A 22,133-nucleotide genomic window follows, 5' to 3' on the forward strand; every position below is an offset into this window, starting at 1 on the left:
AAATTGTAGATTTTTTATCAATATTTATTCGTGGAATATTAATGGGTTCTGCAGATATTGTTCCGGGTATTTCTGGAGGAACAATTGCTTTAATAACAGGAATTTATGAACGTTTAGTACATTCAATTAGTAAAATTAGTTTCACTTTCTTAAAACCATTATTTAAATGTGATTTTAATGGATTTAAAGAAAAATTACTTGAAGAAATTGATTTTGCATTTTTTATACCATTATTAATAGGTATTGGTATTGCAATGTTAACATTAGCTAATGTTATTTCTTACTGTATGGATGTATACACTGCTTTAACTTATTCATTCTTTTTAGGATTAATTATAGCTTCATCATATGTATTGTATAGGCAAATGGATGAACTTACTCCTAAACATATTGTGTTTACTGTAATTGGTGCTGTTTTAGCATATATTTTTGTAAGTTTAAATCCAATAGCTATGAATCATTCATTGCCAATTTTATTCATTTCAGGTTTAATAGCTATTTGTGCTATGATTTTACCAGGTATTTCAGGATCATTTTTATTGTTATTATTAGGTCAATATGAATACATGTTAAATGCTCTTAAAACTATGAGTATCACTGAAATTGTTGTATTTTGTGTAGGTGCACTTATTGGTATTTTAGGATTTTCCAAAATCTTAAATTACTTACTTAAAAACCATGAGGGAATTACAATGGCATTTCTTATTGGTGTAATGATTGGTACATTAAAACTTCCGGTTGTGAATATTATAAGTACTACTCCACTTACATTTGGAGCTTTATTGCCATGTTTTATCCTTGCAGTTATTGGTTTTGTTATAATTGTTATTATGGAAACTAAATTCGATTATATCGAATAAATTTCCTTCTTTTTTTTAAAATATTATAAACTTTAAAAACATATTATTATATAATGATAATTCTTAAAAAAATAAAAAAACAGTGGAAATTATATCCAATAGGTTCTCCAAAAGGTGCATTAAATAATAAAAGAGAACCTGAATATGTTGGAACAATTAAATTTAAAAAATATGATGATTCAATAGCTATTTCTAGGTTTGTAGCAGATTATAATTATTCAGATTCATCTAATTTGTCAGAAAAATTAGTTCCTCCTCAAGAGGTAATTAAACTTTTAAGAAGTCAGGCTGTTTTTTTAGCAAGTAAAGATGTAGAAGTTGAGGATTATCTTAAATCTTTAAATATTAAAGTAAGACATACAAGAGTTTGTGATTTTTGTGCGTTTGAAGGAAATATCACAGTTGTAAATTCTGAGTATTGTTATAAATATAATAATCAGTTAATATGTGAAAAATGTGCATATGAAACAATTAAACGTGAAATTAAACTTCAAGGTTTTGATAAAAAAATATTCAGAAATCTTAAAGATATATTAGATAAAACAGGTAACTTAGAAAAAACATTATCAGTATTATCTCCTAAGTTCGACCCACTTTCTAATAGAAATTTAACATTATTTGATAAGATTAATATTAAATCTAAATATAAAATTCCAGATGTAGCTATGAAAAGGCTTAAAATACCTCATAAATTTAGAGATATTTTAATTAAAAATGGAAATAAACAGTTACTTCCTGTTCAATATTTAGCTATTAAAGAAGGTTTACTTAAAAATCAGGATTTACTTGTTGTAAGTGCTACTGGAAGTGGTAAAACATTAGTTGGAGAGCTTGCAGGAATTACTAAGGCTTTAAAAGGAGAAAAATTTATATTTTTAACACCATTGGTAGCACTAGCTAATCAGAAATATCGTGATTTTAAAAGAAAATATAAAAAATTAGGTTTAAAAGTAGCCATTAAAGTTGGTAGAAATAGAGTTAAAGCTAAAGGTGAATTAAAACTACCAAATAGTGATGTTAAAGATGCAGATATAATTGTTGGAACATATGAAGGTCTTGATTATCTTTTAAGAAATGGAAACTCTAAATTATTATCTAATTTAGGAGTAGTTTTAATTGATGAAATTCACATGATTGATGATGAAGATAGGGGAACAAGACTTAATGGATTAATAAAACGGATTAAACATTTATATCCTAAATCACAGATTATTGGTTTATCTGCTACTGTTAAAAATCCTGATTTTTTAGCTAATGAATTTAATATGAAATTGGTGGAATACTCTCAAAGACCAGTTCCGTTAGAACGCCATTTAGTTTATATTAGGTCAGAATCATCAAAACATCATATTATGCAAAAATTAGCTAAAAAAGAATACAATACTAAATCTAAAAAAGGTTATAGGGGACAAACTATAATATTTACTAATTCCCGTCGTAAAACTCATAAAATTGCTAATTTTTTACAACATAAAAAAGTAAATGCTGCAGCTTATCATGCAGGATTATCTTATTATAAAAAAGAAAAAATAGAAAAAGATTTTGATAAAGGAAAAATTTCTGTTGTTGTAACTACAGCTGCATTAGCTGCAGGTGTTGATTTTCCAGCATCACAAGTTATATTTGACTCTTTAGTCATGGGAAATAAATGGATTAGTCCAAATGAATTTTCACAAATGTTAGGTAGAGCAGGAAGGCCAAGTTATCATGACCGGGGAATAGTTTATCTTTTACCTGAAGTAGGTCATGAATTTGATGGTGAAAGTGAAGAATCAAAAGCTTTAGATTTACTTGAAAGTGATAGTGAAGATGTATTTATAGAATATGATGAGGAAAGTTCATATGAGCAGGTACTGGCAGATATATCTTCAAGATCAATTAAAACTACAGATGAATTAAATAAGTTTTATAAAAATATAAATGTTCCAGTAGATATTAAAACAGTTATTAATGAAATGGAAGATTTAGGATTAATTGATATTGTGGGAAATAAATTAAATATAACAAAATATGGTCGTGCGGTTTCAGTTTCATTTTTATCACTTGATGATGCTCAATATATTAAAAAATCAATAGAAGCTAGGGGATATTTAAAGGTTTACTTAAGAAAATCTCCTTATTATAAGAAAAAAGATAAATTCAATAAATTAAAAGTGAAAATTTTAGCTATTGCACTTCAATTAGAAATGTTTGAAAATGCATATTTATCATCTGTTGTACATAATCAAATAGCTAATGCTTTAAAAATTAGGTTTTCAACAAGATTATTTGCAGAGTCAACTTTAGACATTATTTCATCAGGTGAAGCAATTGGTAAACTTGATAAAAAATTCCAGGATGCATTAATTAATATTCAAGCAGATTTCTTAAAATGTAAATGTGAAGACAGGCCATTTTGTGATTGTTTACAAAAAGGAATATCTGAAGTAATAATAAATGAACGATTAAAAGGAAAAGACCCTATAGATATATCAAATAAGTTATTTAGAAGATATCAAATACAAGTTTATCCTGGAGATATATTTTCTTGGTTAGATAGTTATGTTAAAAATTTAGATGCAATAAAAAGAATCGCTAAATCATTTAACCATAGAAAAATAGAACATGAAACACATAAATTAATCAAAGCTATTGAGAACGGATGAAACTTTTCGATTTGCTAATTTTGAGTTTTTAAAATAAATTAAATGTGATTGGCATTTACAGTCACTACAACCAAAATTAGCAATTGATTCTTGATTTTTAATTATTTTTTTAGCTATTTTACATTCTAATTTTTCACTAGATTCTTTAGTGTAAACTTTTTCAATTTTTGAATTTTCATTTAATAAAAGATAATCAACATGCCAATGCTTTTTTTTATTATTTGACAAATGTCTTTTAACTCTAGACTCAAGGCAGTTCATAGCTGATCCAACATAAACATAAGTGCCTTTTTTAAAGTTAATAAATCCTAATCTTTTACCAATTTTAATTTTAGTATTTTTTTTAAGGTTGATTATTAAACAGTAACTTCCTTTCATATGTTAATTTTTAACTTTTTTAATAGTTATATGTATATATGTTTAATAATTCGTGTTAATTTATGTGATTATGATGCGTTTATTTACAATTTTATTTGAAAAATAATTAACTTTATTTATTAATAAACATAGAAATAATTTTATAATAAATTATATTATTATAAAAACTTGTGAGGTCTGATATGAGAAAGAAATTCTTTGTAGTATTGTTATTAACATTGCTTTCATTGTTTTTACCTACAATTTCATCAATGGATGTAAATACTAATTCTAGCATAATCACTGAAGATTATTTTGGAAATGAATTTTATGTTGACTTGGGAGGAGACGACAGTAACTCCGGCTAATGCATAGTCCATTTAACTCAATTAATAAATCAATAGAGTCATCTAGCTCTGATGAAGATGTTGTTATTCATTTAAGTGAGGTACCTTTGAAGGAAATGGGAATGTAATAATATCAATCAATAAAGCTCATTTAAGCCAAGGTGGTTCAATAACTATTGTTGGTGCAGAGCTGATAAAACTATATTTAAAGGAAGTAGTGCATATTATGCATTTAATATATATGTTGATTCTGTAGTTACTTTAAGAGATTTATCTATTGTTGATTGTAAAAGTGTTGAATGTGGTGCAATATGCAATTCTGGTACATTATTATTTGATAATTGTATTTTTAAGAATAATTTTGCATTTAACACTGGTGGAGCTATAGCGTCTCTGGAAAATGGTGATTGTAAAATTTATAACTTAATATTTATTAATAATTCAGTTACTTGTAATAATGAATATGAGAATGTTGGGGGGGGAGCTATTTATTCCTTAAAAAGTGATTTATTAGTTGATTCTTGTAGATTTGTGGGTAATTTTGCAAAAGGGAATTGTTTAAATGCAATTTATGGAGGAGCTATTTATGTAGGTGCTTATTTAAATAATGTTCTTTCTATGAAAAATAGTAATTTTATTAATAATTATCTTATTTCAACAAATTTCAGAACAAATTGGAATATATGAAAGGTGGATCTATTTATGGGGTAAACTGTAGGTTCTGCTCTTTATTTAAGTGGTACAAATACTACTGTAATTAATTCTAAATTCATAAACCTAAAAATATATTTCAGCTATTCATACATTTAGTAATAGTGGATATAAATGTAATGTAACTATTATTGGCATTTACTTTGAAAACAATACAAGATATATTGATTATGGTTTAGTGCAACTAATGATTATCGTCCAATATTCTGGTTAATTAACTCAACATTTATTAATAGTGAAGCATTTGCATATCTAGTCCACGTTATCAAGATGCATGGTGGGTTGTTAATAATACTAAATTTATAAACATGACTAATCAAGTATTATTTAGAGGATCAATATCTTCTACACATAAAGATGATTTGTTACTTGTTGGTGTTAACAAGATTATTAATTCATTATTCTTAAACAATGAAAAAGGTGTTCACTTTATTGGAAGTAATGTTACTGGATCTAGTTTCTATAACACTGTAGTTACTGCTGATGGATCATACGGAGTTTATTTTGATAATAATTTCTGGAATAGTTCTGAGTCTACTTATGTTTATAGTCCTTCTATTTCTTGTGGTAGTTGGATTGTTCCTGTTTTGTTGGGGATAATGCTTCTGGTCCTGTTCAGGTTATTAAGCTTGTTTATATAGCTTTTAATGGAACTGCTTATTCTTATTATGATGTTTCTAAATGCCTATTTTGGATGTTAATGTTACTTTCAGCATGAGTGATGGGTTCATTAAAACTAATAATGGTCCTTGTGAGATTTTGTTAATTATACTGGAACATTAGATGAGTCTGATTCCAGCAATATGACTATTGTTTCTGTTAAAGATACTGTTATGGATGTTATTGTTTCTGATGTGGATTATGATGAGAATGCTACAATCATTATAAAATTTGTTCATGATATTACTGATGGTTATGTTGACGTGACGGTTAATGGTAAAACCTACAGAGTGGCTGTTTCAGGTAATAGTGCTGAGATTACTTTGCCTGTTTTACCAGCAGGAAAATATGATGTTAGTGTATCATATAATGGAGTAGTTAATAAAACAACTACATTTACTGTATCTGAAAATATGAGTCCAATTTTAATCGTAGATAACATTATAATGTTTTACCATGATGGTACTAGATTTGTGGTTGTTTTAACTGGCTATCAAGGTAAACCAATAGCTAATGCTACTATCTACTTCACCATTAATGGTATAACTTATAAACGCACTACTGACAGCAATGGTAGTGCTTCTATGGCTCTTAATTTAAATGCAGGATCATATGCTGCAACCGTAAAATACAACAACATAGTTAAAATGTGACTGTGACTATTAAGTCTACTGTTGAAGCAGCAGACATTATCAAAATGTATCAGAATGGAACTCAGTTCTTTGCTAAATTCTTCGACAAAAACGGAAAATTACTAGCAAACACTAATATTACATTTAACATAAATGGTGTATTCTATACTCGTGAAACCAATAAAGACGGTGTTGCAAGACTAGCAATTAACTTAAGACCTGGAAAATACATATTAACTGCAATCAACCCAATTAACGGTGAAGAACAAGGATTCAACATAACAGTGAAAAGTCTAATTGAATCAAATGATTTGACTAAGTACTTCCAGAATGCTTCTAATTCGAAGCAACAATCTACAACAAAGATGGAAGCCTCGCAATCAAGAAAGAAGTTACATTCAACATCAACGGTGTATTCTACAAACGTACCACTAATGATAAAGGTGTAGTAAGCTTAGCTATTAACCTAAGACCAGGAACATACACCATTACTACCATGTATGATGGATTAGAAATGGGTAATAATGTTAATGTTTTACCAACTATTGAAACTAAGGATTTTTCTATGAAGTTCCGTGATGGTAGTAAATTCACTGCTAAGACTGTGGATGGTCAAGGTAAGCCTTTAGCTAATCAAAACGTAACATTCAACGTAAACGGTGTATTCTACCACAGAGTATCAGATGCAAATGGTATTGCAAGCTTGAACATTAATTTAATTCCTGGAGAATACGTCATTACTTCAATCTGGAACGACTTCCAAACCGGGAACAAAATCACAATTGTTTAAGGGAATTTAATATTCTCTTAATTTTTCTTTTTTTAGAACTTGTCATTAATTTTATATAGCTTTATAATTAAATCAATAATTATATTTGTTATTATAATTGGTCATGATGATAATATTGTTTAGATAATAACTATTTTTATGGGTATTTGTTTATTTTTTATTAACTTTAACCATCATTAGTCAATTATATTTTACAATATTTAAAATAAATTTATAAATTTGGAGGTTTGTAGTAATTATGAAATTTAACAAATTAATGGTTGTTCTGTTTATATCAATCTGTATCATGTTGTGTCTATCTAGTGTTAGTGCTACAGATTTTGATAATGAAACAACTGTTGAATGTCAGAATATTAATTTAGAATCGATACAGATTAATGATGATTCTAATTGTATTTATGTTGATGGAAAAAATGGTAGTTATTACAGTGGTGGAACTTCTTGGAGTAATGCTACTAAAACATTGGATTGGGCATTACATATAGCTAAAGAGAATAGTACTATTTATATTGCTAATGGAACGTATAGTGGTTCAGAAAATGTGAGAATTAATATAACTAAGTCTGTAACTATTGTTGGATCTGGTAATACTGTATTTGATGGGTTAAATAAAAATTATTTATTCACTGTTTGTGATGGTGTAACTGTTAATATAGTTAATATAACTTTTATTAATGCATTTAAAAAATCTACGTCTATGGGTAGTCAATGTTATGAAAGTATGTATGGTGCAGCAATAGATGTTAAAAAAGCAACAGTTACTATTACTAATTGTATATTTAGAAATAATCGTATTGAACAGACTAATGGTCTTAATAAAGCAAATTATGGTGGAGCGGTAAGTAATCAGGGAAATATGATTATTAGAAATTCCACATTTTATGGAAATTCCATGACCTCGGAAGGATATAGCTCAGCTCATGGAGCAGATGTTTATAATGGTGGGAATTTAACTATTTCTGATTCATCATTTGAAAAATCATATGTTGGTGATTTTGCATTAGGTGGATCAATTTCTAATGAGGGTAATTTAATACTAAATAGAATTGTAATTTCTGATTGTGATTCTGCTCAACAAGTTAAAGGTTCAGCTTTTTATAATGGGGGAAATTGTACAATTATAAATTCAACCATTAAAAATTCTAAAGTAAATAGGGCTGTATTTAATACTCTTTATGGTGTTGTTTATAATGAAGGTAGTTTAATAGCTACTGGTTGTGTATTTGCAAATAATTCTGGAATAAAGGATAGTGGAATTCCAACTTACAAAGGAAGTGTTAATATTTACAATGTTGGTGATGTAAATTTAACTTACTGTGCATTTTTAGATAATAATCCGTTATCTGGAACATATGCGGATTTTTTTGAAGATGGTGGAGGAGAAATCTACTTGGATTATAATTGGTGGGGTTCTAATACAAATCCATTTAAAGCTTCTAAAATTAATGCAGATAAAATCAATTCATGGATTACTTTAAATGTAAATCCTGATTATTTAGCATTAAATATTGATGATTCTGCTGATATAACTGCTAGTTGGAAATTAAGTGATGGTGGCTCATTAAATATTGGATTATTCCCTCTTTTTAATGTTTCTTTTAATACATGGGTTAATGGAACTCAAAAAATAATAACAAAACAATTAGTTAATGGGTATGCTACTATTAATTATAATTGGACTCAAAAGAAAGGAACATACATTGTTTTAGTTAGTGCTGGAGGGTTCACCAAAGAAGCAATTGTTGATGTAGGTAAACTTGTATCTAATATTAAAATAACTGTTGATGATATTAATTATACTCAAAACCTCACAATTAATATTGAAGTAACTGGTATAGGTTCACTTACTCCTCAAGGAAATGTTTCAGTTATTATTGATGGTAAAACATACACATTAAATTTAGTTAATGGTAAAGCAACATTTGTAATTCCGAAGTTGCTCGCTGGAAATTATACATTTAATGTTGTTTATAATGGGGATAAAGACTATTTCAGAGCATTTGCCAGTGAAAATGTAACTGTAAACAAATGTCGTATTTATTTAAACATTTCAACTCCTGAAATTAAAATAGGAGAAACTGGAAAACTTATTACATTTATAATTCCTGATGGTGTTCAAATTTATGCTCGTTTATATGTTAATGGAGTTGTTAAAAGAATAATATCTTTGTATTCTGGAGAAACTACAATTATTCTTAAAAACTATGGTGTTGGAGTGTATAATATTACTGTTGAGACATTTGGAGATTCACTTCAAAATCAACTTTATGAAATGGCTTCAGCTAGTTCAGTTTTTAAAGTAAGTAAGTATGATACAAATTTAACTGTTAATGTTAGTGATGTTAAATCTGGTGAAGATGCAGTAATTTCTATTAAAATAGATCCTAAAGATGTAATAGGTGAAGCAATACTTATTATTAATGGTCGTGAATCTAAAATATTTTTAAATGATGAAATAACGAATATCACATTATCTGATTTATCCAGTGGAAAATATAATGTAACTGTAATTTATAAAGGAGATAGTAAATATGCTTCATCAAATGCATCAGCTTCATTTTCAGTTTTAAAAGAACAATGTAATTTGACAGTGGATATTGTTCAAAATGAAGATTTTACTGGTGTTATTACTGTAAAAACAAATCCAAATAATTGTACTGGAATTGTTGGAGTTTATGTAAATAATGTATTTTATCAATTAAATTTAATTAATGGTGTAGCTACTTGCAAAGTTAATTTCACAAGAGGAAATAACTATATTTATGTCTATTATTCTGGAGATCGTTACTTTGATAATGCATCATGGAATACAACAATAGAAATCATGGATAAATGCATTTTAACTGGTGAAAATATTATCATGATAGAAGGAGATGGATCTAAGTATACTGTTCAAGTAACTGATTTACAAGAAAATCCTTTTACTTATGTTGATATTATTATGGAAATTAATGGTAAAACATACACTGTAACTACAAATAATGTAGGTAAAGCTTCTCTTCTTATTGATTTACCTGCAGGAAATTATACAATTTCTGTTACTTATAGTAAAACAACAATATATAATAATATTACAGTTAAACCTTTAGATTTTAATTTAACAGTAGACAATGTACAATATGGTGAAGATGTAACTATTAAAGCTAATTTCAATGCTTTAATAAATGGAACAATTACTTTTGTAATTAAAAATCATCTTAATACAACTGTTAAAGTAATTCAAGGAAAAGCTAGCTATAAGTTTAATGGATTAGGATTGGGAAGTTACACAGTATATGCTATTTATAATAATAAATTAACAAAATCAGCTACATTTTCAGTTATTAAATCTACTCCTGTAATAAATGTAGATATTAAAGATGTTTTAGCAGGACAGGATGAAATAATCACAGCAACACTTCCAAAAGGTGCAACAGGAGAAATTATATTTGTTGTAGATGGTGTAATTTATACTAAAACACTTAATAATGCAGTAGCTAGTGTTACAATTCAAGGATTAACATTAGGAAGCCATACTTTAAAAGTGATTTACAAAGGAGATAATAATTTCAATGAAAATACTTTTGAAACTGTGTTTAATATTAAAAACTCTCTTTCAACAACCGTTCTTGATGTGAATAATACAATTTATGGTGATGATATAATTGTAATAGCTAGTATAACATCTGGAGCTACGGGTAATGTTACATTTATCATTGGAAACATGACTAAAACAGTCGAAATTATAAATGGGAAAGCAACAGCAATATTTAAAGGGTTAAATGCAGGAACTTATAAGGTTAAAGCTACTTATCTTGGAAACAGTGTTTATTCTAAGTCTGAAGATGAAAAATCATTTAATATTCTTAAAGCTCAATCAACTATTAAAATTATTACAAGTGAGGTAGATTTTAATAAAAATATTAGAATCTGGGCAATTGTAAATGATGATGCAACTGGAACGGTTACTTTCAGAATTTTAGGTCTTTATTCACCAAGAAACAGGACTATTGTTGATGGAAATGCATCTTGGCTTATTTCACCTTTATCTTCAGGTTCATATGTCGTCGTTGCAACCTATAATGGGGATAATAATTATTTAAGTTCAAATGTTACTTATATTATAACTTTAAATCAAACAAGATCTATTCTTAATGTTAGTATTACTGCAACAGATAGCTATTCTGATGTTTTAGTTGATGTGGTTCTTAAATTAGAAGATGGGACTCCAATTACAGGTAATGTAACTTTAAAAATTGAGGATAATTATTATAAAATCATTGTTAAAAATGGTCTTGGATTTAGGAATTTAGGTAAGTTTCAGTTAGGTGATTATAATTTTGAAGCTACATTTAAAGGAAATGAAACAGTTTCTCGTAGTATTGCTGAAGGTAGTTTCAAAGTAGGAAATATTGATAGTAATGTTATTTTAATAGTGGATAATGTAACAATGATTTATCATGATGGATCTAAGGTTATAGCTATTTTAACAGATAAAAACAATAATCCAATAGCTAATGCTGAAATTAGTTTTACTATTAATAATGTAACTTACAATCGTGTAACTAATAGTGAAGGTAAGGCTTTTTTAACTATTAATTTAGTTAGTGGAGTTTATGATGTTAGTGTTGCTTTTAATGGTATGGGAGAGTATACTCCAAACTATGCACATGCAAAAGTCACTGTTGAACCTACTGTTAAAGGATTGGATATTGTTAAGATGTTTAGAAATGCAACACAATATTATGCAATATTTACAGATTCAAATGGAAATATTCTTAAAAATGTTGATGTTAAATTTAATATTAATGGTGTATTCTACACAAGAAAAACTAATGATCAAGGGGTAGCTAAGTTAAATATTAATTTAATTCCTGGAACTTTTATTATTACAGCTATTAATACAGTTACTGGTGAAGAATCATCAAATTCTGTTAAAGTACTTCCATTATTTTATGGAAATAAAGATATTACTAAATATTATAGAAATGGAACTCAATATTCTATAAGACTTTTAAATGAACAAGGAAAAGCTGTCGGTGAAGGTGAAATTGTAACTTTTAATATTAATGGCGTATTTTATAAACGTACTACAAATGCTGATGGTGTAGCTACTTTGAATATTAATTTAAATCCAGGTAAATTTGTAATTACTGCTCAATATAGGGATTGCATGGTTTCAAATAATATTAAGGTTTTACCAGTTTTATTAGCTAATGATTTAAATATGAAATATCATGATGGTAGTTCATTTAAAACTACTTTGCTTGATGGTCAAGGTAAGCCTTATTCAAACCAACAAATAACTTTCAATGTTAATGGAGTCATGTATAATAGAATAACGGATGCTAAGGGTATAGCTAGTTTAAAGATTAATTTAATGGCTGGTAAATATATTATAACTTCAATGTATGGGGATTATGTTCCAATATCTAATACAATCAGTATTTATTAGGAAGTTTTTAATTAAACTTCTTATTTTTTATTCTTTACATCTACATATACTTATCCATTAATTCCTATTTTTTAACATACTTAGTTTTTAATTAATTTTACAATTATTTTCATGACATTTTTTCAATTTTTTGTTAAAATTATATTACATTATTTTAAGGAAATTGCTGAAAATATTTATTAATTTTTGAATCTAAATTTATAATTATGATTTTTAAAATTAAAACAAAAGGACATAAAAATGTTTCTTCACATCACAAATCTACTTTTGAAATAACTAAAGACCCTGAAATTGGTCCAACAGCAGATTGTATTATTGGAGTAAATATGGATAATTCAATGAATGATTTTAGTGATGATTTTAAGTCAAAAATAGCTAATAAAAATACAAAAATAACAGTTATATTAAGTACTGAAAATGGATATGATGAAATTACCGGATTTGGCCATGAAAATTTAACTTTAAGCCATCCAACAGATATCGTTTGTAGAAAAAGTGATTATACATGTCCACGTACTTTAATGATAAATGCAAATAAAGCAGCTTGTGACCTTGATGAAAAATTAGTAGATGATTTAAAAAATGAAAAAGTAATGGAAGTTATTATAAAAGTTTGATTAATTTAACTTAATGTTTTTAAGTTGATCTTTACTTGCATTTTCAGCAGCTTTAAGATAAGCATCACAAACTTTATTTACTTCATCAAAAGCTACAACTTTACCTTTATTAATCCACAATGCTTTATCACAAAGATTTCTAATCTGTTGAATTGAATGTGATACAAGTAAAACAGTAGTACCAGATCCCATTAATGATTTAATTTTATCATTACTTTTTTTCTGAAATTTAACATCTCCAACAGATAAAATTTCATCAATTATTAAAATATCAGGATTTACAACAGTAGCTATTGAAAAACCAAGTTTTGCAAGCATACCTGAAGAATAATTTTTCACGGGAAAATTAATGAATTCTTGAAGCTCTGAAAACTCAACAATTTCATCATATTTTGATTTTAAGAAATCTTCAGTGTATCCTAGAATCGCACCATTCAAATAAATATTGTCTCTTCCAGAGTAATTATAATCAAAACCAGCACCTAATGAGAGTAAAGGAGCTATTATTCCATTAGTATGTACTTCTCCTTCATCACAGTCGTAAACTCCAGACACGATTTTAAGTAATGTACTTTTTCCAGCACCATTAAACCCAATTACACCAACTTTTTCTCCTTGATAAATTTTAAAAGAAACTTTGTCAAGAGCTTTAAATTTTTTACTTTTCTCTTTATTTCTTTTAATAGTACGAATTACATATTCTTTTAAGTTATCAATTTTATCATTAGAAATTTTAAAGCTTAAAGAAACATCTTTAAGCTCAATTGCAATATTTTCCTGGTATTCTGGAACAAACTGTGAAATTAAATTATCAACATCTTGATGTTCTTTTTCATAATTTTTATTTTCATCAATATTTGTTTTAATAGGAATTTCCTCTTTTTTATTTTCATCTAATTGAGGTTTTGAATTCACAGTTCTTGGTTCCATTGAAATATTAGGTATTTCATAGTTTTCTTGTGAATTAAAAATAATTTCTTTTGGTTGTTTTCTATGATTATCATTTTGATAATTTGGATTATATTGAGTATTTTCCTGATTTCTAATTTGATTATTTCTAACTGAATTAGAATCTATATCAATGTTACTTTTAAATTTTAAATTCTTTTTTTTCATTATAAACAACCTATTATAATTCTAATGTAATTTTCTTTTGATATTTTGTAAATATTATAATTCCACTAATTAATACAATAAGGGAGAATAATCCAGTATTTATAACACTCATAATGTTTGGTAATGTATGATACATTAAAATATCTCTAAATTGATCAATTAATAAGAATAATGGATTTAAATAAAGATATTGTCTTAATGCTTCTGGAATGATTTCAGCAGGGTAAAACAAAGCAGATGCATACATTAATAACATTGTGAAAATATTATAAAGATATTCAATATCTCTAAAGTAAGTACATACAATAGATAATATTAATCCAATTCCCAATATCATTATGAATAATATTGCCATAGGAACAATAGCTGCTAAGGACATTAAAGTTAAAGGAAGTCCAGTTAAATACATTACAGCAACAAGTATTATTAACGAAATTATAAAATTAATAAACTCGGAACATACTCCTCCAAAAGCAAAAATATATCTTGGAACAAATATTCTTTTTAAAATACCACTATTACTTTTAATAGAATTCATAGCTATTTTTGTCCCTGAACTAAAAAAGTCAAATAAACAACGTCCTGTTAAGAAATAAACAGGATAATTTGCTATATTTCCGGAAAATATTGTTGAAAAAATAGCAGTTAATAAAAGCATAGTTAATAATGGATTGATAAAACTCCATAAAATTCCAAGTATTGAATCTTTATATTTAGCTGTGAAATTTTTTTTAACTAATTGCTTAAGTAGAAAATGCTCACTAGTATTTTTTTTAATCATTTCTTTAAACATGATTTTCACACAAAATATTTATAATTGTAATTAACATATATAGTTAAATATTATTTATTGTTGAATAATGTTATATAGGTTACTGATAATTATGTCGAAGGTTAAGATTTCTGTTATAGTTCCTGTGTTTAATGTTGAGGATTATTTGCATTGTTCTTTGGATAGTGTTTTGAATCAGTCATTAAGGGATATTGAAGTGATTTGTGTTGATGATGGGTCAACTGATGGTTCTTTAGGTATTTTGGAAGATTATGCTAGGAAAGATGAAAGAATCAAGATAATTTCTAAAGAAAATGAAGGTCAAGGAACTGCACGTAATGTAGGAATTGATAATGCAAGGGGAGAATTCATTGCTTTTGTTGATTCTGATGATTTTATTGATAAAACTATGTTAGAAAAACTTTATAATAAAGCTGTTAATCAAAATTTAGATTTAGTCATGTGTAAAGTTTCTTCATTTGATAATGTGACTCATGAAATTGATGATAATTTATGGTATTATTCACTTAAGTGTTTTAATGGTTTTAAAAAAGATATATTTAATAATAAGGATACAAAGAAATTCACTCATTTAATCTCAGTAACTCCATATAATAAATTATATAGAAATTCTTTTATTCAGGAAAACAGTATCCGATTTCCAGATAAATATATTTTTGAAGATGAGGTCTTTTTTTATGAGGTTTATCTTAAAGCTAGGCGTATATCATTAGTTAATGAGAATTTGTATTATTATAGGACAAATAGGGTGGGATCAACAGTTTCTAATGACTCTGATAAAGATTATAGTGATGTTATTCATATTTTTGGTTTGATTCGTGAGTTGTTGGTGGATACGGGTTATTTGGCTTTGTATAAAAAGCAGGTGTATAATCGTTTTATTCATCTTATTTTGTGGCGTTTTACCCAAACTGCACCAGTGTATCGTGAGAACTTTTTTAATTTGATGAAAAAAGATTTTAACACAATACTAAACACAAATAATACTAGTAATGAGGTTACTTTGAGTGTGGATGATTTGGATTCTAAGATAAAATCAAGGGCTCTTAAGGTTTTAAATGCCAGTGATCTTGAGGAGTTTGAGGAGTCTGATTCATGTAAGATTTTTTCTATTGTTATGGCTGTTTATAATAATGAAGATTATTTGGTTGATGCTATTGATTCTTTGACGGTTCAGAGTTTTGGTTTTGAGCATAATGTGGAGCTTATTATTGTGGATGATGGAAGTACGGATGATTCTCTTAAAGTAGCGCAGGAGTATCAAGTTAGGTATCCGGATAATATTAAAGTTTTGTCTAAAAAGAATGGTGGGCAGGCGAGTGCGCGTAATCTGGGTTTAAAGCATGTTCGTGGTTCTTTTGTGAATTTTATGGATAGTGATGATAAGTTGTCTCCAGGTACTCTTCAGGCGGTTTATGATTTCATATGCTGTAATGAGGATTCTGGTGTGGATGTTGTGTCTGTTCCGATTACTTTTTTTGATAATCAGGAAGGTTCGCATATTCTTAATTATAAGTATAGTCGTGAAAGGGTGATTGATCTTTTAAGTGAGCCTAATTATCCTCAGCTTTCAGCTTCATCAGCTTTTGTACGTAGGTGTGCGATTAAAGGTTTGGAGTTTGATGAGTGTTTGGTTAATTCTGAGGATGCGGTGTTTATTAATAAGATTCTTGTTAATAATCCTAAGTTAGGTGTGGTTAAAAATAATAATGCTAATTATTTGTATCGTAAGCGTTTTGATGAGTCTTCTACTATTGATAATTCTAAAAAAAAGAAAGGATTCTTCACAGATAGATTAAAATATTATTTCAAAGAACTTATAAACTATTCTATTAAAGAATGTGGGGAGGTTTTGGATTTTATTCAATATGTTTTAGTTTATGATATTCAATGGATGGTGAAAGTAGAAGATCTTGAATCAATTTTAAACAAAAATGAAATACAAGTATTTTGGAGGTATTTTATTGATGTTTTATCTTATTTGGATGAGGGTATTATAGGGTCTTATAAGAAATTGGATGGTAATGTTCGTGATTTTTTATTGGCTATTAAGAAATCTGATTTAAATGAGTATACTATTAAAGATTTGGAAATGGATGATAGGTTAGGAATTCATAGGTTTTATATTGATATTGTTAATTTAAAAAATAATGGTTGTTTGTGTATTTCTGGTCTTTTAATGAGTAATTTTAATCCAGATGATATTAAGATAAAAGCATTATGTCAGGGTGAGGAGTTTATTGCAGAAAGGTTTGTTTATCCTACACGTAAACCTTTGAAGTTTTTATCAATTGAATTTAAATATCCTTATGATTTTGATTTGGAAATACCATTAGATATGGTTAGGGATGAGGAGTTGAAGATTTGTGCTTTGAATAGTGAGGGGTCTTTTGATTTGCCTATAACTTTTGAAAAGCATGCGAGATTGTCTTTTAGTAGTAATTACATGGTTAAAAATGATGATATTGTTGTTTTTAAGGATAATAGGTTTTATGTAAGTAGTTATTCATTTTTTAAAATGTTGAAATTGGAGTATGCTTGTTTGATGAAGATATATCATGATAAAGGGCCTTATTTTACTTCTGCTTTGTGTTTTAGGTTGGTTTATGTTTTGTTGTATCCTTTTTTAAGAAATAAGGAGATTTGGTTGTTTATGGATAGACGTACAGCAGCTGATGATAATGCTGAACATTTATTTAAATATGCATCATCTATAAATGATAATGTTAAGAAGTATTTCACAGTTTCCGGGGATAGTAAGGATTATGGTCGTTTGAAGAGGGATTATGGTAATGTTTTACCTTTTTATTCTGTGAAGCAGAGGTTGGTTTATTTGTTTGCAGATAAGATAATTTCTTCACATCCTGATGAGAATATTTTAAATCCTTTTTATGGTAAGAATGGTGATTTGTATAGTGGTTTGATTACTTGTGATAAGTATTTTTTACAGCATGGTGTTACAAAGGATAATATTTCTAAATGGATTCGTAAATATGATAAGGATTTGTCTTTGATTTTAACAGTTTCTGATATTGAACGTGAATCATTTTTAGGAAAAGATTATAATTATCCAGATGAGGTTGTTCAGACTTTGGGTTTTCCTCGTTTTGATAAGTTGGAAAATAAGGATGTTAAAAAGCAGATTTTGATTATGCCTTCTTGGAGGGAGGATATTCAAAAAAATGAATTCCGTCTTAAAAAATCAAAATACTTCAAAGGATTAAACAGTTTATTAAATAATAAAGAATTGATTGAGTATTGTAAGAGTAATGGTTATAGGCTTGTTTTTAGGCCTCATCCGAATTTGTTTAAGTTTATTGATTTGTTTGATTTAAATGATGATATTATTGTAGAAGATGAAAAAACGTATAATTGTTTGTTTAATGAGTCTATGTTGCTTGTGACTGATTATTCTTCTGTTGCTTTTGATTTTGCTTATCTTAAAAAGCCTGTTGTTTATTATCAGTATTCTGATGATTATAATTTTGATTTGTCTGAAAGTTATTTTGATTATGAAACCATGGGTTTTGGAGAAGTTATTAAAAATGAAACTGATTTAATAAATTTAATTAAATCATATATAGATACTGATTGTAGTATGAAAGAAGTTTATAATCAAAGAGTTGATGATTTTTACAAATACACAGACAAGAAAAACTCCACAAGAGTCTACAACTGGATCCAAAAAAACTAACTAAAACAAATTAAAGGGAGGGATAAAAATCATGACACTTAAAAATAAACTATTCAAAAACAAAAAAACATTAAAAAATGAGAATATTAGTCTTAAAAAAGAAATTGAGAAATTAAATCAAGAGAATAATAAATTGAAAAATGAATTGATTTCTGTAAATAATAAGTATCATAATCTTCGTTATATAAGATCTAATGAAAAAAATGCTTCTAGTTTCTGTAGTCATGAATTTATAGATTATTATTTTAGTGATGATTTTGAAGAAAAATTTCAAAAAATGGTTAAAAATTTACCTAAAGAATCAAAAGATTATTTTAAATGGTTACTTTTAAGGGTTTTGATAGTTAATTTCAATGGGAAAGAAAGTTTATTTTCAGATTCTGAGTTATTAAATCAAAAAAATTGGGTAAAATTTGAAAAAAATAATGTAAAAGACAATAAAATAGGGAAATATACATTTGAAGGAGATTATAATTTACATGGATTCATTGATTTAAATTTAACTGATGATGAAAAAGAATTTCTTAAAAATAAGGATATTATTGATGCAGGTGCATTTACAGGAGATACTGCAATTCCTCTTTCTGAAATAACTGAGAATCAAGTTTATGCTTTCGAACCTTTTGAAGACTCTTTTGAATTGATGGTTAAAAATATTAAAATTAATGAAAAAAATAATATTTGTCCTGTTAATAAGTCTTTAGGTGATATTAATGGAAAAAGAAAATTATTTTTATCAAAAAATAATTTTCAAGGAATAACTTTTGATTCTGAATTAAGAAATTATGATCAGGAGTTAGTTGTTGAAGAAACTACTATCGATTCTTTTGTTAGTGAAAATAAATTGGATGTTGGTTTAATTACAGTAGATGTTGAAGGTGCTGAAAAAAATTTATTAAATGGTGCAGTTGAAACTATTAAAAGTCAAAAACCAGTTCTTTTTATTAGTATTTATCATGGTGTTGAAGATTTCTTTGAAATAAAACCATGGATTGAAGAATTAGATTTAGGTTATGAATTTGAAATTGTTAAAGAACAACCATGGACATTTGTTGCAGATACAGTTTTAAAATGTAAAATAAATAATAAAAATCATTAATAATTTAATTAATATTATATGTGAGGAGTTTTGGGTTTATAAATATCTCCTTTATTTGGCTGATTTGATTAGTATATTGTAAAATGGAGAATACAAGTTATGAATGAGAATGTTGAAATTTCAGTTATTATTCCAATTTTTAATGCTGAAAAATATTTAGATAAATGTTTGGATTCTATTATAAATCAATCATTCACAAATTTGGAGATTATTTGTGTAAATGATGGATCTACTGATGGTACTTTAGATATTCTTAAGGAATATTCTAAAAAAGATGCTAGAATTAAAATAATCAATATAGAGAATCATGGTTCTGGATATGCAAGAAATATTGCATTGGATGAAGTGAATGGGAACTATGTTAGTTTTATTGATGCTGATGATTGGGTTGATTTAAACTTTTATGAAATATTACATGAATTTATTGTTAATAATGGGAAAGTAGATATGTTATTCTTTCAGATAATTAATTATATAAATTCTTCAGGTAACCTAGTTGAAACAGAGTTATACAATCATGAATGTCTTAGAAAGTATGATGGCACAATTTTCACACCTGAAGAATGTGAGGATGATTTATTTAAAATACCTGTTTGTCCTATTTCTAAATTATATAAAACCAGTTTTTTAAAAGATAATAATATTCACTTTCCAATTGATTTGATTTTTGAAGATAATGTTTTTTTTTATAATGCTTTTTTTCATGCTAATAAATTAGGTTTTATTAAGAAACATTTTTATTATCGCAGAAGACATGGAAACTCTATAACTCAAGTTTTTAATAAAAAAACATTTGACATTGTTGAAATTACTAATAAAATATTGGATATTTTTATTGAATTAAATAAATATGAAATTTTAAAAAAAGAAGTAATTAATCATACTTTTGAAATGATTATGGATTGGTTTTTGAAATCTCCATTATATCTTAAAAACGAGTTTTTTTCGATAATTAAATCTAATTATAAAGGTTTCAATGAACTTAAAGAAGATTTTAGAAATAATTTAAATGATGAATTTAAAAAAATTTTTAAGATAAGTTTGGAGTCTGAAGATTATATAGATTTTATAACTAAATTTAAGCTTTTTAATTTAGAATATGATGTTATTGATTCAGTTAAAAAAAATTATAAACTTAGTGTGATTATTCCAACATATAATACTGGCAATATTCTTCATAGAACTATGAATTCTATAGAAAATCAAACTATTGGTTTTGAAAATATTGAAGTTGTAATTGTTGATGATTGTTCTAACAATGAAACTATTGAAATTATTAATCAATATTCTAAATTAGATAATGTTAAAGTAATTTATTTTAATTCAAATACTGGAGCTTCAGGAATTCCAAGAAATATAGGTATAAAAGAATCATCTGCAGATTATATCATGTTTTTAGACCATGATGATTTTTTTAAACATGATGCTTTAGAAGAGTTATATGGTTATATAATAAATAATAATTGTGATTTGGTATTTGGAACTTATAGTACGATTACTGATGGGAAATTATTTGATGTTTATTATCCTAATGAAAAAAATGGTTATTTTAAATCTATTTTGGATAATGAAAGGTTAGTTGCATTTCCAGCACCATCTATTTGGACAAAATTATTTAAAAAAAGTGTTGTTGTTGAAAATAATATATTATTTCCTCCAATTTTAGGTGAAGATGCAATATTTTTGTTTAAATTTTTATTAAATTCAAAAGGAATCTATTATTTAAATAATTCTTTAATTTGTTATCATGATTTAAATAAAAAATCAACTACTAATAATGTCTCATTTAATTATTTGATGGAAGGTTTATCTGCTGAAAAATATTTATTGGATATTTTTGACAGTATTGATAAAGAATATTACTTTAAATATAGGTTAGAAGGTAATTTAAATTTCTTTTTATCTCAATTTTTTAAAAGTAATTTAAGTGAAAATGAATTAAATGATATTTTACCATTATTCTATTGGTTTACTGAAAAAGGAAATTATTATAATTTAACTCCAAGGGAATTTAAAAATAAGCTTTTATTTAATTCACTTCTTCAAAAAGATCAATTTTCTATATTTGAACTTCTAAAAAATGATGGTTGTGTGGGGGAGGATAATAATGCATATGATAATAATGATTTTGAAAAATTCGTTATTGATATAGAAAATAAACTTGATGTTTTAGAAGAAACACTTGAAGATTCATATTTAAAAATAGAAATGCTTAAAAAAGAATTATTGCATGAAAAGATAGAAAATAATGAGTTAAATTATAAAATGAATTCATTTAAAAATTTATTCTTAGAATATAAAGAATTACATGATAAAAATATTTTTAATAAATTTTTAAAGATTTTTAAATGAATATTTTTTTAATTTGATAATGGTGG

General features: G+C 26.5%; 10 protein-coding genes and 1 pseudogene. 8 read left to right on the top strand and 3 right to left on the bottom strand.

Annotated elements, in window-relative coordinates; translation table 11 throughout:
* Nucleotides 1-41 precede the first annotated feature (41 nt).
* Both Q0984_RS04475 and Q0984_RS04480 read left to right on the top strand, forming a co-directional pair.
* Nucleotides 42-860, top strand: coding sequence for a DUF368 domain-containing protein (locus Q0984_RS04475; RefSeq protein ID WP_299524395.1), 819 nt, complete (start codon nt 42-44; stop codon nt 858-860).
* 53 nt (nt 861-913) lie between these two features.
* Nucleotides 914-3,505 (top strand): DEAD/DEAH box helicase, encoded by a 2,592-nt coding sequence (locus tag Q0984_RS04480; RefSeq protein ID WP_299524176.1) that lies wholly within the window; start codon nt 914-916, stop codon nt 3,503-3,505.
* On the opposite strand, the gene Q0984_RS04485 is transcribed toward Q0984_RS04480, so the two are convergent.
* Nucleotides 3,479-3,883: a DUF123 domain-containing protein gene (locus Q0984_RS04485; protein WP_299524179.1), complete on the bottom strand. Its 405-nt coding sequence runs from the start codon at nt 3,881-3,883 to the stop codon at nt 3,479-3,481. The genes Q0984_RS04480 and Q0984_RS04485 overlap by 27 nt on opposite strands.
* A gap of 182 nt (nt 3,884-4,065) precedes the next feature.
* Here Q0984_RS04485 and Q0984_RS04490 point away from each other — a divergent pair.
* The 3 genes and pseudogenes from Q0984_RS04490 to Q0984_RS04500 all read left to right on the top strand — a co-directional run bounded on the left by Q0984_RS04490 (nt 4,066) and on the right by Q0984_RS04500 (nt 13,053).
* Nucleotides 4,066-7,002, top strand: a pseudogene (locus Q0984_RS04490) (hypothetical protein).
* Nucleotides 7,003-7,240: 238 nt separating this feature from the next.
* Nucleotides 7,241-12,436 carry an Ig-like domain repeat protein gene (locus Q0984_RS04495; RefSeq protein ID WP_299524182.1) on the top strand — a complete coding sequence of 1,732 codons (5,196 nt, stop codon included), beginning with the start codon at nt 7,241-7,243 and terminating at the stop codon, nt 12,434-12,436.
* A 206-nt stretch (nt 12,437-12,642) separates the two neighbouring features.
* Entirely contained in the window at nt 12,643-13,053 is a 411-nt protein-coding gene (locus Q0984_RS04500; RefSeq protein ID WP_299524185.1) for a DUF371 domain-containing protein, read from the top strand.
* Here the strand turns inward: Q0984_RS04500 and Q0984_RS04505 are convergent, their stop codons facing one another.
* Together Q0984_RS04505 and Q0984_RS04510 are read right to left on the bottom strand one after the other, a co-directional pair.
* Complete coding sequence (locus tag Q0984_RS04505) at nt 13,054-14,169, bottom strand: ABC transporter ATP-binding protein (RefSeq protein WP_299524188.1); 1,116 nt, start codon at nt 14,167-14,169, stop codon at nt 13,054-13,056.
* A gap of 13 nt (nt 14,170-14,182) precedes the next feature.
* Entirely contained in the window at nt 14,183-14,962 is a 780-nt protein-coding gene (locus Q0984_RS04510) for an ABC transporter permease (protein WP_299524191.1), read from the bottom strand.
* A 91-nt stretch (nt 14,963-15,053) separates the two neighbouring features.
* Here Q0984_RS04510 and Q0984_RS04515 point away from each other — a divergent pair, with 91 nt between their 5' ends.
* The 3 genes from Q0984_RS04515 to Q0984_RS04525 all read left to right on the top strand — a co-directional run bounded on the left by Q0984_RS04515 (nt 15,054) and on the right by Q0984_RS04525 (nt 22,107).
* Nucleotides 15,054-18,656 (top strand): glycosyltransferase, encoded by a 3,603-nt coding sequence (locus tag Q0984_RS04515; protein WP_299524192.1) that lies wholly within the window; start codon nt 15,054-15,056, stop codon nt 18,654-18,656.
* Nucleotides 18,657-18,687: 31 nt separating this feature from the next.
* Nucleotides 18,688-19,755: an FkbM family methyltransferase gene (locus tag Q0984_RS04520; protein WP_299524194.1), complete on the top strand. Its 1,068-nt coding sequence runs from the start codon at nt 18,688-18,690 to the stop codon at nt 19,753-19,755.
* Nucleotides 19,756-19,854: 99 nt separating this feature from the next.
* Nucleotides 19,855-22,107: a glycosyltransferase gene (locus Q0984_RS04525; protein ID WP_299524197.1), complete on the top strand. Its 2,253-nt coding sequence runs from the start codon at nt 19,855-19,857 to the stop codon at nt 22,105-22,107.
* Nucleotides 22,108-22,133: the final 26 nt, after the last annotated feature.

It is taken from the genome of uncultured Methanobrevibacter sp., assembly GCF_934746965.1.
GTDB lineage: Archaea > Methanobacteriota > Methanobacteria > Methanobacteriales > Methanobacteriaceae > Methanocatella.